This is a genomic window from Gaetbulibacter sp. S0825 (assembly GCF_011777505.1).
In the GTDB taxonomy this organism is placed as follows: domain Bacteria; phylum Bacteroidota; class Bacteroidia; order Flavobacteriales; family Flavobacteriaceae; genus Pontimicrobium.
This window is the reverse complement of record NZ_JAATJT010000002.1, coordinates 65,769-79,861: the sequence shown is the minus strand read 5'-3', so window position 1 is coordinate 79,861 and position 14,093 is coordinate 65,769. Positions and strand designations below refer to the sequence as shown.

At 33.1% G+C, this 14,093-nt stretch carries 15 protein-coding genes; 9 read left to right on the top strand and 6 right to left on the bottom strand.

Features of this window, described 5'->3' with window-relative positions:
• Nucleotides 1-142 precede the first annotated feature (142 nt).
• Together deoC (HB672_RS07915) and HB672_RS07910 are read left to right on the top strand one after the other, a co-directional pair.
• Nucleotides 143-808, top strand: a complete 666-nt coding sequence (deoC, locus tag HB672_RS07915) for a deoxyribose-phosphate aldolase (protein ID WP_167610630.1) — start codon at nt 143-145, stop codon at nt 806-808.
• Between the two features lie 188 nt (nt 809-996).
• Nucleotides 997-1,857, top strand: a complete 861-nt coding sequence (locus HB672_RS07910) for a TraB/GumN family protein (RefSeq protein ID WP_167610627.1) — start codon at nt 997-999, stop codon at nt 1,855-1,857.
• Between the two features lie 47 nt (nt 1,858-1,904).
• On the opposite strand, the gene HB672_RS07905 is transcribed toward HB672_RS07910, so the two are convergent.
• The 4 genes from HB672_RS07905 to deoC (HB672_RS07890) form a co-directional block, all read right to left on the bottom strand.
• A complete protein-coding gene (locus tag HB672_RS07905) occupies nt 1,905-2,459 on the bottom strand; it encodes a hypothetical protein (RefSeq protein WP_167610624.1) in 555 nt (184 codons plus the stop codon).
• 184 nt (nt 2,460-2,643) lie between these two features.
• A complete protein-coding gene (deoD, locus tag HB672_RS07900) occupies nt 2,644-3,345 on the bottom strand; it encodes a purine-nucleoside phosphorylase (protein ID WP_167610621.1) in 702 nt (233 codons plus the stop codon).
• A 22-nt stretch (nt 3,346-3,367) separates the two neighbouring features.
• On the bottom strand, nt 3,368-5,755 hold the full coding sequence (locus HB672_RS07895) for an aldehyde dehydrogenase family protein (RefSeq protein ID WP_167610618.1): 2,388 nt from the start codon (nt 5,753-5,755) through the stop codon (nt 3,368-3,370).
• A gap of 10 nt (nt 5,756-5,765) precedes the next feature.
• Nucleotides 5,766-6,740, bottom strand: coding sequence for a deoxyribose-phosphate aldolase (deoC, locus tag HB672_RS07890; RefSeq protein ID WP_167610615.1), 975 nt, complete (start codon nt 6,738-6,740; stop codon nt 5,766-5,768).
• A 195-nt stretch (nt 6,741-6,935) separates the two neighbouring features.
• Between deoC (HB672_RS07890) and HB672_RS07885 the strand changes: the two genes are divergently transcribed.
• A complete protein-coding gene (locus tag HB672_RS07885) occupies nt 6,936-7,451 on the top strand; it encodes a phosphoglycerate mutase family protein (RefSeq protein ID WP_167610612.1) in 516 nt (171 codons plus the stop codon).
• A 3-nt stretch (nt 7,452-7,454) separates the two neighbouring features.
• Here HB672_RS07885 and HB672_RS07880 read toward each other — a convergent pair whose 3' ends face one another.
• Complete coding sequence (locus tag HB672_RS07880; RefSeq protein ID WP_167610609.1) at nt 7,455-8,195, bottom strand: DUF6503 family protein; 741 nt, start codon at nt 8,193-8,195, stop codon at nt 7,455-7,457.
• An 85-nt stretch (nt 8,196-8,280) separates the two neighbouring features.
• Between HB672_RS07880 and smpB the strand changes: the two genes are divergently transcribed.
• The 5 genes from smpB to HB672_RS07855 all read left to right on the top strand — a co-directional run bounded on the left by smpB (nt 8,281) and on the right by HB672_RS07855 (nt 12,245).
• Nucleotides 8,281-8,739, top strand: a complete 459-nt coding sequence (smpB, locus tag HB672_RS07875) for an SsrA-binding protein SmpB (RefSeq protein WP_167610607.1) — start codon at nt 8,281-8,283, stop codon at nt 8,737-8,739.
• A gap of 77 nt (nt 8,740-8,816) precedes the next feature.
• Nucleotides 8,817-9,347 carry a hypothetical protein gene (locus tag HB672_RS07870; RefSeq protein WP_167610602.1) on the top strand — a complete coding sequence of 177 codons (531 nt, stop codon included), beginning with the start codon at nt 8,817-8,819 and terminating at the stop codon, nt 9,345-9,347.
• Nucleotides 9,348-9,353: 6 nt separating this feature from the next.
• Entirely contained in the window at nt 9,354-11,255 is a 1,902-nt protein-coding gene (locus tag HB672_RS07865; RefSeq protein WP_167610599.1) for a Xaa-Pro dipeptidyl-peptidase, read from the top strand.
• Nucleotides 11,255-11,749, top strand: coding sequence for a GNAT family N-acetyltransferase (locus HB672_RS07860; protein ID WP_167610596.1), 495 nt, complete (start codon nt 11,255-11,257; stop codon nt 11,747-11,749). Before HB672_RS07865 ends, HB672_RS07860 begins: the two co-directional genes overlap by 1 nt.
• Before the next feature lie 106 nt (nt 11,750-11,855).
• Nucleotides 11,856-12,245: a hypothetical protein gene (locus tag HB672_RS07855; RefSeq protein ID WP_167610593.1), complete on the top strand. Its 390-nt coding sequence runs from the start codon at nt 11,856-11,858 to the stop codon at nt 12,243-12,245.
• Between the two features lie 110 nt (nt 12,246-12,355).
• Here the strand turns inward: HB672_RS07855 and HB672_RS07850 are convergent, their stop codons facing one another.
• Nucleotides 12,356-12,997, bottom strand: a complete 642-nt coding sequence (locus HB672_RS07850) for a protein-L-isoaspartate(D-aspartate) O-methyltransferase (protein WP_167610590.1) — start codon at nt 12,995-12,997, stop codon at nt 12,356-12,358.
• Nucleotides 12,998-13,127: 130 nt separating this feature from the next.
• Here HB672_RS07850 and HB672_RS07845 point away from each other — a divergent pair, with 130 nt between their 5' ends.
• Complete coding sequence (locus tag HB672_RS07845) at nt 13,128-14,090, top strand: Gfo/Idh/MocA family oxidoreductase (RefSeq protein ID WP_167612448.1); 963 nt, start codon at nt 13,128-13,130, stop codon at nt 14,088-14,090.
• Nucleotides 14,091-14,093 lie beyond the last annotated feature (3 nt).

Sequence of the window (14,093 nt, the reverse complement as noted above, 5' to 3'; positions counted from 1 at the left end):
AAAAATGATGATTGTTGCTTTTTTTTAAGATCACTGTTTCTAAGTCAAAAATCTTAAATAAAACATAAATATTAAAGCATTGAAATCTATCTTTTAAAACACACCGTATATAAAATAAAGGGTAAACTTAAAACAAAATTCTATGCAGCTCCAAGCCTATTTCAATCACTCACTACTCAAGCCCACAGCAACTAAAAAAGAAATTATACAATTATGCAACGAGGCTAAGCAACATAATCTTTATTCAGTGTGTGTAAATAGTTGCAACGTTTTCACTGCAAAAAATAATGTAATTAAAAGTGATGTTAAAGTTTGTGCTACTATAGGTTTCCCTTTTGGTACCGCTTCTCCAAGAGCAAAAGTGATGGAAGCTAAAAAAGCCATAGAAGATGGTGCAGATGAAATTGATATGGTTATAAACCTAGGAATGCTTAAGGGAATGAATTATGTTGGAGTTTACAAAGATATTCGCGATGTGAAATTAGCCATAGGTAAAAAACCGTTAAAAGTAATTATTGAGATTAGCGAGCTTTCTAAAAATGAAATTCTTAGAATCTGTCAAATATGTATTGATGCTAAAGCAGATTTTATTAAAACATCTACTGGATTTTCAAAAAGCGGAGCAACTTTTATAGCTGTGAAAATGATTAAAAAAACCCTTAAAGGTCTAGCAAAAATTGAAGCTTCTGGTGATATTAAAGATATTGAGACATCATTAAAATACATAGATGTAGGAGCCGATAGAATTGGCACTACTCACTCTGCAAAAATTATGGAAGAAATAATAAATCAACAAATTGTAGCTTAATTTTCCGAAAACTATGTTAACACCTAGTTAATCTAGTTAAAGTGATGTAACAATTTGTTTTATATACAGTCTTATATTTGGTTGGTTAGTTGAAAAGCAACATGATTCGAAAAAACGATGATTGTTGCTTTTTTTTGTAACAATTTATATAAACAAACTACTTATAGAGCATAATTAAAAATAACCTCATGAAACACTTATTGTCACTTTTGCTATGCGTCTTTTTCTCAATTACAGCTACAAAAGCACAACAACTGGAAAATTCAACACTTTGGGAAATTTCGGGAAATGGTTTAGAAAAACCATCTTATTTATTTGGAACCATCCATATTACCTGTGATGCATCATTAGACAGCGATATTAAAAAAGCTCTAGATGCAACTACTCAACTGGTTCTAGAACTTGATATGGACGACCCAACAATGCAAAGCAAAATGATGGGAGGCATGTACATGAAAGATGGAAAAACTCTAAAGGATTACGTATCAGATGAAGAATTTTCAGCTATAGATTCTTTATTTACGAACCAAGCAGGAATGTCCATAAACATGATGCAAAATATTAAACCATTTTTTTTAACATCAATGCTTTATCCAAAAATGATGGATTGCCCAATGGAATCGTTCGAACTGGAATTAATGAAAGCCACTAAAGAGCAAAACGAAGAAGTTTACGGTCTAGAAACTATTGAAGATCAATTACAAGTATTTGAAACTATACCTTATGAAGACCAAGTCGCAGACTTAATAAGAATGGCTAAAGATAACTTAGCTTATGATAAAGCTACTTTTGCAAAAATGTTTAAAATTTATGAAGAAGAAAACATTACTGCTATGTTAGATATGATGGATGATGAAAACAACAAAACAACAGCAAAACATCAAGATATTTTACTTAAAAACAGAAATATCAATTGGATTCCAAGAATTGAAGAATATGCTAAAGCTCAACCTACTTTCTTTGGTGTTGGCGCTGGGCATTTAGCTGGTGAATATGGTGTTATTAAACTCCTTAGAAAAGCTGGATTTACGGTTTTGGCTGTACAATAAAATAAAAAAAGCCGCTTTTAGCGGCTTTTTTTATTTTTAACAAATTCTTAGAAAATATACTTTAATCCTAGTGTTAAACCAGAACCTAGACCTTCTTGAGTTTGGCTATCAAACATATTAAATCCTAAACTTGTTGTTCCTACAGAATCTCCTCCATCTGGCTTAATTACATTGTAACCAAATCTACCAAATTTAGCTTCGATAGTCCATTTACCTCCAATAAAATAATCAATACCTGGCTCGATGTTAAATCCATAGCCGTTAAAATTTTCATTAAATAATAAAGGTACGTTTGCTTCACCAAAAATGAAGAATTTATCGGTAACTCCCCAATACTTTCTAGCCAATGGCTTTACTATAAAAGTATCAGTATTTCCAATAGCGTTTGTGTAACCTAAAGCACCACCAACAGTTACAGTTGGAGAAATAAAATTACCTACAGCTGGTAATAAAGTAAATACAGCGTCAGAACCTTCAGTGTTAGTATAACTACCTGCTGCTAATCCCCACCATGCTCCTTTAAAGCCTTGGCTTTCTTCTTGAGCTTGAATATTAAATACAAATGCTACAGCTACTAATAATGTTAAAATTGTTTTTTTCATGATTATTTGGTTTAAATTTTGAGCAAAAATAAATCCGAAATAATCCTTAAAAGCTGACCGAAGTCATTGTAAGTGTTTTTTTATACTTGAGTTAAGAAAATCTTATCTATATATTTAGCAAATGCAAAAAAACCAGAATTACAAGAGTAATTCTGGTTAGATTTTACCAAAAGAATATATAATTTTATGCTAGTTCCAAAGCAATTTTCATCATATCGTTAAACGATTGTTCTCTTTCTTTTGAACTTGTTGATTCACCAGTTACAATGTTATCACTTACTGTAAGTATAGACAATGCTTTTACATCAAACCTTTTGGCTAGTGTAAATAACATTTGTGATTCCATTTCTACACCTAAAATTCCATGTTTTTGCCATTTTCCCCATCTATTAGGTATATCATCGTAAAAAGTATTAGTACTAAACACAGAGCCTTTATAGGTTTTTATATTTAGTTTTTGTGCTGCTTCATAAGCCTTTAACAATAAATCAAAATCAGCAGTGGCTGCGTAATGCATGCCTTCAAAATACAAGCTATTAGCATCAGAATCTCCCGAAGCACTCATTGCCAATACCACTTGACCCAAATTAATATTTTCTTGTATCGAGCCACATGTCCCTATCCTAATTAAGTTTTTAGCATTATAGGTGTTAATTAATTCATGAATATATATGGAAGCGCTTCCCATTCCCATTCCAGTTCCTTGAACAGAGACCTTTTTACCATTATAGTACCCTGTAAAACCAAACATGTTTCTAACTTTATTATAACAAACAACATCTTTCAGGTAGGTTTCTGCTACATATTTTGCCCTTAAAGGGTCTCCAGGAAGCAATACAGTTTCTGCAATATCTCCAACTTTAGCTTCTATATGAATACTACTCATCTCTTGTATTATTTCGTTTAATCTATTCTCCGTAAGGAATCCAAATATTTTTTATTTGACTTGCTTTTCTTAAGAACGTAGTTCCCTCACCTTGAGTTTTGTCTAACCAATTTCTGTGTTTTCCATAATTTACCCAAGTTCTTTTCATATTATCTGCTGACAATAATTCGATATTTTTAGAACCTTCTTTAGTCCCAAAATACCAAATACCATCTACATCATCATGTTTTGCTAAAACTTGGGATAATTCATCCTTAGAACCTGTTACAATATTTACTGTTCCTGCAGGTACATCAGATGTTTCTAAAATTTGATAAAAATCGGTCGCTGAAAATGGCATATTTTCTGAAGGAACAACTACAACGTTGTTACCCATAGCAATCGCTGGAATAACTGTTGAAATAAATCCTAATAGAGATGACTCATTTGGACAAATAATACCCATAACACCAATAGCTTCTGGCATTGCTAAGGTTACATTTCTATGTATAGTATGATGTACTTTACCATCATATTTATCTGCCATGGCTGCATAGTAGTAAATTCTATCGATTGACACATCTACTTCTTCTAATGCTGAAGCCATATTTTGATTGGTCATTTGTACTATTCTGTCCGCAAATTCTTCTCTCCTAATAGCAAGATTTTCAGCTATATAATATAATACTTGAGCTTTAGCATGCCCTGTTTTACCTTCCCAACTAGAATTTAAGTGTGCGGCTTCTACTGCATTCCTTATATCTTTTCTATTTCCTTTAGATACTTCACCTAAATAATCACCGTTTTCGCTTTTAATAACGGTACTGTAACCTCCATCTGGTCTTGCTTGTTTGCCTCCAATATACATTTTTGTAGTTCTATCTATACCATTAGGTTGACCATTACTATTTGGTTTTGCTGCAGTCTTTTTAGCAACTTTAATTGGCTTATCAGAAAGTAAATCATCAACTTTAGGTTTGAGGTATTCGTACAATCCTTCAATACCTCCTTCTCTACCAAAACCTGATTCGCGATAGCCTCCAAAACCTGCAGCAGCATCAAATACGTTGGTGCAATTTATCCAAGCAGTTCCAGCTTTAATTTGAGGCGCAATATCCAATGCTAAATTGATATTTTCCGTCCAAATACTACAAGCTAAACCATAACGTGTATTATTTGCCAACTTAACAGCTTCTTTATGAGATCTAAAACTCATAGCCACTAAAACTGGTCCAAAAATTTCTTCCTGCGCTATGGTTGACGATGGTGTAACATCTGTAAATAAGGTTGGTGGATAATAATAACCGACTTTTGGACACGTCCATGATGGTTGCCAAAGCGTGCTACCTTCGTCTACACCTTGCTTAACCAAATCTGTAATTATTTTTAATTGAACCTTTGCCACTACAGCTCCCATATCAATACTTTTATCAAGTGCATTTCCTATACGCAAGGTTTCCATTCTAGCTTTAATCTTCTTATAAAGTTTATCTGCAATACTTTCTTGTACTAGTAGCCTTGACCCTGCACAACAAACTTGACCTTGATTAAACCAAATAGCATCAACCACACCTTCAACAACACTATCTAAATCGGCATCTTCAAAGACAATAAAAGGCGACTTACCTCCTAGCTCTAATGATAACTTTTTACCAGTTCCAGCTGTAGCTCTTCGAATAATTTTACCAACTTCGGTGGAGCCCGTAAATGCAATTTTATTCACTTCTTTGTGGTCTACAAGAGTTGCACCTGTTTTACCATGTCCTGTTATGATATTTACAACACCATTTGGCAACCCTATTTGCTGGCAAATTTCTGCAAACAATAAAGCTGTTAAAGGTGTATATTCAGCTGGTTTTAAAACGACAGTATTTCCCATAGCAATGGCTGGAGCAATTTTCCAAGCTAACATCATTAATGGAAAATTCCAAGGAATGATTTGACCTATAACACCTACTTCTTTATAGTCCTTTAACTCGGTATCTCTTAATTGTGCCCAACCAGCATGATGGTAAAAATGTCTTGCTACGATAGGAATATCAATATCTCTGGTTTCTCTTATTGGTTTACCATTATCTAAAGATTCTAAAACCGCAAAAAGGCGAGAGTGTTTTTGTATTTGTCTAGCCAAAGCATATAAGTATCTAGCTCTTTTGTGAGGACCAATACTTACCCATTCTGGCAATGCTTTTTTAGCAGCAGTAACTGCTTTATTTACATCTGTTTCGTTAGCTTCAGAAATTTTAGCCAACACTTCTTTAGTACAAGGGTTTATGGTTTCAAAATACTCATTAGAAGAAGGCTTTACCCATTTTCCATTAATGAATAATTTAAATTCTCTTTTATGCGATTCTAAAAACTGAATGGCTTCGTCTGCACTTTCAGGTGCAGGACCATAACTCATTGTTTCGTATATCTCTTTAATCTTCATTGTATAAATTTTATGCCATTGGGTGTCTAAACGATGCCGAATAACGTCCTGTAACGTAATGCTCTAACTGACGCTCTATATCTCCTAATAAACTGCTTGCTCCAAATCGGAATAATTCAGAGTTTAGCCATTCGTCTCCTAATTCTTCTTTTATTAAAATCAACCAATTTAAGGCTTGTTTTGCTTTACTGATTCCTCCTGCAGGTTTAAAGCCTACTTTATAACCTGTTAGTTCATAATATTCTCTAATAGCTCTAATCATGACAAGACTCACAGGAATTGTGGCATTAATACTTTCTTTTCCTGTGCTTGTTTTAATGAAGTCAGATCCTGCCATCATACTTACCCAACTTGCTTTGGCTACTTTGCTATAGGTAGGTATTTCACCTGTGGCTAGAATGGTTTTCATGTGCGCTTCACCACAAGCTTTTCTGCATGCTGCAACCTCATCATATAATGCTTTCCAATTAGACTGTAAAACTAGATTTCTACTTACAACAATATCTATTTCAGAGGCTCCAGCTGCTACTGATAATTCTATTTGTTTAATTTTTTCTTTTAAAGGAATATTTCCTGCTGGAAATCCTGTGGAAACTGCTGCAATAGGGATTTTACTGTCTCTCAATGCCTCAACTGCATCTCCTATTAAATTATGATACACACAAACTGCGGCAACAGTAATATTGGCATCGTCCATTTCCATAGCTTTTAACAAATCGTGTCTTACAGGTGATTGTGCTTTAGCACACAATCTATGTACATTACTTCTAGTATCATCGCCTGCAAGTGTGGTTAAATCTATACAACTTAATGCTTTAAGCAACCATGCTGCTTGCCACTGCTTTTTTACTGAGCGTCTTCCACTCAAAGTTGCAGCACGCCTTTCAACAGCGCTTTTATTAATATTAATATCCTTAAATATATTAGCATCAAATGGAATACCATCATTACGCTTATTATGTGATTTTATTTTATTTGAGGTCATGCCTTCCACTTTCTTTTTTCCAACCCTAAAAATAACTAATTCGACAATAATTACCTTATAGATTAAGTATTAATGTAGTTTTTATTCTTTTTTATTATTGCAAAATACTATCTAGATTAAAGTGATTTTTTTTAAATATTAATAAGATAGTTACTAAACTATTCTATCTTTGGGATAATACACATAAACAATACTATGAAACGACTTATTATACTTTGCATTGTTTTACTTTTAACTCTGCCAACATTTGCTCAAGACTCAAAAAGCAACGAAAAAACAACAACGTATTACTTTATTCGTCACGCCGAAAAAGATAGAAGCGACAAGACCAACAAAGATCCTAATTTAATTCAAAAGGGACTTTTAAGAGCTGCAAAATGGAGTTTTGTTTTAGAAAACATTGAATTTGACGCTGTCTATTCTACCAATTATAATCGCACCAAACAAACTGCTCAACCAACTGCTGAAAAAAAGGGGCTAGAAGTAACTATTTATGACCCAAGACAATTATTTTCTGAAGAATTTGCTAATAACACATTAGGAAAAACAGTACTTGTAGTTGGACATAGTAATACTACTCCTGCTTTTGTAAATGCTGTTTTAGGGGCTAAAAAATATGATAGTATAGATGATAACAACAACGCTAACTTGTATATCGTAACTATTTCTCCAAGTGGTGAAAAGTCGGATACGCTTTTGGTTATTGATTAGCTCTTAGTCAACTTTAATATTTACATTCTCTATCCTAGAAAGTAGTTTAAGTTTTCCAGAATCAAAAAGAGAGTCTAAGATAAATAAGTCTAAAGTTTCATCTTCTGGCTTATAATTTTTATAATCTACAAATCTCAAACCATTTACATAACGCTCATTAAAAGCTTCTCTAAATCTCAAACCTAATTCCGTTGGGCTATCCATATAAGAGTAAGCTAAATAATCTACTTTGAAACTCTCCTTATTAATCCAATACACAAAAATATCTTCATAATCGTCACCTCCTCCTTCTTGGTTGAATGATACTTTTATTTTGTAGTAGAGTTTTTCTTTTATACTAGATTCGCCTAAAAGTTCTTTAATAACAGCTGCGTCATTTAACCCAAAGGGCAATACTGAAAAATAGTGTACTGAATTAACAGATCTTGTATACTTAGCTGTCATAGAATCCACAACCGCTACTTTAGTCTCATCAATATATCTTTTAAATCCGTCGTTAGATAAAACATCTCTAATTTCTCCAAGAGAATCATTAAAAACACGTTCATATTGGTATACGCCATTATTTCTATTTGCTTTATAATATATATCTCTAAAATCAAATGAAATGGTAGATGTTTTAAATTTTTCGCCACCAGAAACCATAATAGTTTTATCAACTATATCTTGAGTAGTTAATGTTTTTTCAGGTTTACATGATGTAACAATTAAAATAAAAGTAAGACTAAATAAAATGCGCTTCATTTCTAGTATTTTTATTAAGCTTTGTCGCAAAAATAGCTAATTAATAACACTATTATAAATAATAAAATATGTAGTTTTGAACTTCATGCAGAAACATATAAACATACAAAACAAAAAAGCGCGTTTTGAATATGAAATTCTTGACAAATACACTGCTGGAATCGTTTTAACAGGCACCGAAATTAAATCTATACGAAATAGCAAAGCCTCTATTGCCGAGAGTTTTTGTGAGTTTAATGATCGAGGTGAACTTTTTGTGGTCAATATGACTATTGAGGAGTATGCATATGGAAACTATATAAATCACAGACCAAAAGAGACAAGAAAACTACTCTTAAACAAACGTGAGTTAAAAAAGCTTGAAAAAGAAGTTAAAAATGTTGGTCTAACCATCATTCCTTTGCGATTGTTCATTAATGACAAAGGTTTTGCAAAACTAGAAATTGGCTTAGCAAAAGGAAAAAAATTGTACGATAAACGCGACACCATAAAAGATAGAGATAACAAGCGTAACTTAGACCGCATCAAGAAAAACTTCAAGTAATAATAATCGTATTTCTTTTATCTTATTATCTTTAAAGGAATTTTGTTATAAAATTCAATTAACTAAAACATATTAATATGAAAAAACTAATCATTTTAGGAGTTATTTTCTGTTTCAGCACCACTTTGGTTGCCCAAAAAAGCAATGAAACATACACTAAAAAAGTAAAAACACTAGACAGCACTCTTGAAACTTTATATGCTGTAATTTCAGGCGAAAAAGGAGAAGCTAGAGACTGGGATTTATTCAGATTTCTGTTTCATCCAGATGCAAAATTAATACCATCAGGAAAAAATAGAGAAGGAAAAATAGGTGCTCGTTTTATGACACCTGATGATTATGTAAATACTTCTGGGAATTTTCTAGTTGAAAATGGCTTTTATGAAATTGAATTACAACGAGAAGTAGATACTTTTGGTAATATTACACAAGTATTTAGCACCTACGAATCTTACAGAAGCAAAAATGATAAAGAACCATTTATGAGAGGCATTAATAGCATTCAGTTACTTAATGATGGTAATAGATGGTGGATAATTAATATCTATTGGGTACAGGAATCTGAAGAAAATCCTATTCCGAAACAATATTTACCAAACAAAAATTAATACAAAATGAAGGTTACTTTCAAAAAAGATTTATACATTTTCCTATTAACACTATCGCTAGTTTTTTCAGCGATAGCTCAAGAAAAAGCTAAGCCTGTTTTTAAAGATGGTGAAGCTCAAATTGTTGAAGCTTTTAATAATCCAGATGATTGGATACGTCACGACCTTTGGGTAGAAACCTCATTTGACACTGACGGTGATGGCAAACTCGATAGAATGCATGTGGCAGTAACTAGACCAAAACAAACCGATACTGAAGGCTTAAAACTCCCTGTTGTTTACGAATCTAGCCCATATTACGCAGGAACCTCTGGTTTAGGAGAAGGCATCCTTTGGAATGTAAAACACGAATTGGGGGAAACACCAAAACCTCGAGTAAACCCTGAAGTTACTAGAATTGGAAAGCGTCCAATAATTTCGAATTCGCAAATAAAAACTTGGGTTCCTAGAGGTTATATAGTAGTACATTCATCCTCTCCTGGTACTGGATTATCACAAGGTTCACCAACAGTTGGTGGTGACAATGAAAGTCTAGCACCTAAAGCGGTGGTTGAATGGTTATGTGGTCGTGCAAAAGGATACACCACACCATATGGCAATGAAACTGTTCAAGCATTTTGGTCAACTGGAAAAGTTGGAATGACTGGAACATCATATAACGGAACAATTCCTTTAGCAGCTGCTACAACAGGTGTGGATGGTTTAGAAGCCATTATTCCAGTAGCACCTAACACATCTTATTATCACTACTATCGCTCTAACGGATTAGTACGTTCTCCAGGTGGTTATTTAGGTGAAGATATCGATGTACTTTATGACTTCATTCATAGCGGTGGCGAAGAACCACTTACGCCAATGAAAAACACAAAAGTTAGTGATGCTAATATGCCTACTAAAATATTCAAATCTAAAAGAGAGTATAGTAATGCTATGGTTCGCGATACCGAAATGAAAAACGGTATGGACAGAGAAACTGGAGATTATAATGAGTTTTGGGCAGGACGTGATTATTTAAACGACATGGCACCAATGAAGGCTGCCTTATTAATGTCTCACGGATTTAACGACTGGAATGTAATGCCAGAACATAGCTATAGAATTTACAAGAAAGCTAAAGAAATGGGATTACCAACTCAAATATATTATCATCAAAACGGTCATGGTGGACCACCTCCAATGACCATGATGAATCGTTGGTTTACCCACTATTTACACGGTATAAATAATGGTGTTGAAAACGATGCTCGTGCTTGGATTGTACGTGAAGATGATGCTCGAGATAAACCTACTGCATATAAAGATTACCCAAATCCTGAGGCTTCAGATGTAACATTTTTTTTAAACCCAGGTGCTCCAAAAAAAGGCTCTTTAAGCACTCAATTAAAAGCCAGAACAACTGAAACTATAGTGGACAATTATTCATTCTCAGGTTCAGGGTTAGCACAAGCAGACATTACAAACCATCGTTTGTTGTATGTAACACCAAAATTTAGTAAAGATGTTCATATTTCTGGTATACCAAAAATCACGGTAACTTTATCAAGTAATAAAACAGCTGCAAACTTATCTGTTTGGTTAGTGTCACTACCTTGGCAAGAAGGTAGAAGAGCTAAAATAACCGACAATCTAATTAATCGTGGTTGGGCAGATCCGCAAAATTATAAATCATTGACAGAAAGCGAGCCTTTACAAAAAGGAAAGTTTTACACAGTTACTTTTGACTTAAATCCTGATGACCAAGTTATTAAGAAAGGTCAGCAAATAGGTTTAATGATTTTTTCTAGTGACAAAGAGTTTACCTTACAACCTGAACCAGGAACTGAGCTTACGATAAAACTAGATGAAACCTCATTAACATTGCCAATAGTTGGAGGATTTACAGCCTATGAATCTGCACTTAAAAACTAATGACAGACTTTGTTTTAGCAAATTCTAAAGAACATTTTAATGTAATTGCCAAACTAGCAAAAATAGTTTGGCATGAGCATTATATTCCTATTATTGGAAAGGCTCAAGTAGAATACATGGTTGCAAAATTTCAAACATCTGAAGCAATGCAGCAACAGGCTACTGAAGGTTATGAATATTACATCATTAAACATGAAAATAAGAATGTTGGCTACTTATCAATTAAAAAGAATAACGACGATCTTTTTTTAAGTAAAATCTATCTTCTTAAAGAATTTAGAGGCAAAAAAATAGGGAAAACAGCTTTTAATTTTATTGAAGAAAAAGCCAAAAATTATCAATGTAAAACCATCTCGTTAACGGTTAATAAGAATAACACAAATACTATTAAAGCTTACGAAAAATCAGGCTTCAAAAATATAGATTCCATAGTTATGGATATTGGTAATGGATTTGTAATGGATGATTATAGGATGGTGAAAAACCTAATTTAAATATAAATTGCATGATGTTAACTAATCAAGAAGTATAGTTCACTCATTGTTAGTTTTCTAAATCTAAAGATCAAATTATTTTTGAAAAACTAGAATAACTTACATTATGAAATATTTTTTAGCAGTTTTTTTTATTATATTTTCTATCCATAAATCCTTAGCTTGCTCCTGTATTAGAGTAGGTATTTTAAAAGGTCAAAATCAATCTGACTTCATCTTTACAGGCAAGGTTCTTGAAATAAACAAAGTAATTACCAAAGAGAAAACAACAGGTTCAAACAAAATTAAAGACTTTATACATTACGAATTCATTTTTGAAATAAAACATATACATAAAGGAAAAAAAGACTTCAATTTCAGAGATACTATAACAATAATTTCTACTGCTGGTGGAGCTGATTGTGGAAAAAACTTTTTTTTAAATAAAAAAATATTTAGTCTATGCTCACGAACAGGACACCAAGATCGGTTATGGGCTATGGGATCAGAAAGCTGATAAAAAATATATGACAACCAGTATTTGCACAAGAACAAAAAAAGTTGGACTAATAACTTTTCTTGAGCAATTTATTCTAGAAATCACCTAGTCATTATACAACAAAGCAACTAATTTTTATCCTCTAAAAGTGGTACAAAGCGAAAATCACCTAATTCATGTTTTTCAAATTCTTTTGCGCCTTTTCTTATATACAAAGTCATTACTTGTACATCATCACCAACAGGAATCACCAACCTACCTCCCACTTTTAGTTGTGCTAACAATGGTTTAGGCACAAAAGGCGCTCCTGCAGTAACAACTATTCCGTCAAAAGGTGCTTCTTCAGGCAACCCTTTATAGCCATCACCAAAAATGAGTTTTTTTGGTCTGTATCCTAATCTTGGTAAAAACTTACTCGTTTTTTTAAAAAGTTCTTGCTGGCGTTCAATACTATACACTTTAGCACCCAACTCACAAAGCACAGCAGCTTGATAGCCACTTCCAGTACCGATTTCTAGAATTTTATCACCTCTTTTCACCTGCAATAATTCTGTTTGAAATGCGACTGTATATGGCTGAGAAATAGTTTGGTCGGCAGCAATAGGAAACGCTTTGTCTTGATAAGCATGGTCTAAAAACCCAGAATCCATAAACAAATGCCGTGGAATATTACCTATGGCCTTTAATACAGCTTCATCTTTTATACCTTTGGCTGCTATAGTTTCAACAAGTTTTTGACGTAGTCCTTTATGCTTAAATGTATCTTTCAATGCTAATAATTTTGCTTGCTAAAATTAGCCAAAATGTTAGTGATATAAAACAAGAATATCATTAAATTTTAAATAAAGAATCCCTCTAAAAAAAGCATAAAAAATCTTATTTTTGTTGAAAACGACAAACATGCTAAAAGCTGGTGTACTTGGTGCAGGCCACCTTGGAAAAATTCATTTAAGACTTTTAAACCAATCTGATAAATATGAGCTTGTAGGGTTTTACGATGCCGACAAGACCAATGCTAAAAATGTTGAAGCGGAATTTGGTTACAAATATTATAGCTCAATTGATGCTTTAATTGAAGCGGTGGATATGGTTGACATTGTCACACCGACACTATCACACTACGACTGTGCACTTAAAGCCATAGCTAAAGGCAAACATGTTTTTATCGAAAAACCTATCACCAATTCTGTTGAAGAAGCTGAAGAAATTCGTAAACTTTTAGCAAAGCATAATTTAAGAGGGCAAGTTGGGCATGTAGAGCGATTTAACCCAGCTTTTATAGCAATAAAAGATCAAATCGTTAATCCTATGTTTATAGAAACACATCGTTTAGCGGAATTTAATCCTCGAGGGACTGATGTTCCTGTGGTTTTAGATTTGATGATTCATGATATTGATATTATTCTTAGCGTGGTAAAATCCAAAGTGAAACACGTTTCTGCAAGTGGTGTATCTGTCATTAGCGAAACTCCAGATATTGCCAATGCTAGAATTGAATTTGAAAATGGCTGTGTTGCAAACCTAACTGCTAGTAGAATATCATTAAAAAATATGCGCAAATCTCGATTCTTTCAAAAAGACGCGTATATCTCGGTAGATTTCCTAGAGAAGAAATGCGAAGTCGTAAAAATGAAAGATGCACCTGAAAATCCAGGTGATTTCGATATGATTCTTCAAAACGCTGAAGGCATAAAAAAACAAATCTATTTTGATAATCCTCAAATTTCTAACAACAATGCGATTTTAGATGAACTTGAGACGTTTGCTCATGCCATAAATACAAATACAAAACCTATAGTAACACTAGAAGATGGGACAGAAGCTTTACGTGTTGCTCATCAAATAATAAATTGTTTTAATTAAAAA

Excerpts from the sequence above, each read along its gene's own strand:
- HB672_RS07880 (WP_167610609.1), bottom strand. The coding sequence starts at position 8,195 with ATGAAGCGCATTTTATTTAGTCTTACTTTTATTTTAATTGTTACATCA.
- deoC (WP_167610630.1), top strand. The coding sequence starts at position 143 with ATGCAGCTCCAAGCCTATTTCAATCACTCACTACTCAAGCCCACAGCA.
- HB672_RS07845 (WP_167612448.1), top strand. The coding sequence starts at position 13,128 with ATGCTAAAAGCTGGTGTACTTGGTGCAGGCCACCTTGGAAAAATTCAT.
- HB672_RS07885 (WP_167610612.1), top strand. The coding sequence starts at position 6,936 with ATGAAACGACTTATTATACTTTGCATTGTTTTACTTTTAACTCTGCCA.
- deoC (WP_167610615.1), bottom strand. The coding sequence starts at position 6,740 with ATGACCTCAAATAAAATAAAATCACATAATAAGCGTAATGATGGTATT.
- HB672_RS07870 (WP_167610602.1), top strand. The coding sequence starts at position 8,817 with ATGAAAAAACTAATCATTTTAGGAGTTATTTTCTGTTTCAGCACCACT.
- HB672_RS07905 (WP_167610624.1), bottom strand. The coding sequence starts at position 2,459 with ATGAAAAAAACAATTTTAACATTATTAGTAGCTGTAGCATTTGTATTT.
- HB672_RS07910 (WP_167610627.1), top strand. The coding sequence starts at position 997 with ATGAAACACTTATTGTCACTTTTGCTATGCGTCTTTTTCTCAATTACA.
- deoD (WP_167610621.1), bottom strand. The coding sequence starts at position 3,345 with ATGAGTAGTATTCATATAGAAGCTAAAGTTGGAGATATTGCAGAAACT.
- HB672_RS07855 (WP_167610593.1), top strand. The coding sequence starts at position 11,856 with ATGAAATATTTTTTAGCAGTTTTTTTTATTATATTTTCTATCCATAAA.
- HB672_RS07865 (WP_167610599.1), top strand. The coding sequence starts at position 9,354 with ATGAAGGTTACTTTCAAAAAAGATTTATACATTTTCCTATTAACACTA.
- HB672_RS07860 (WP_167610596.1), top strand. The coding sequence starts at position 11,255 with ATGACAGACTTTGTTTTAGCAAATTCTAAAGAACATTTTAATGTAATT.
- smpB (WP_167610607.1), top strand. The coding sequence starts at position 8,281 with ATGCAGAAACATATAAACATACAAAACAAAAAAGCGCGTTTTGAATAT.
- HB672_RS07895 (WP_167610618.1), bottom strand. The coding sequence starts at position 5,755 with ATGAAGATTAAAGAGATATACGAAACAATGAGTTATGGTCCTGCACCT.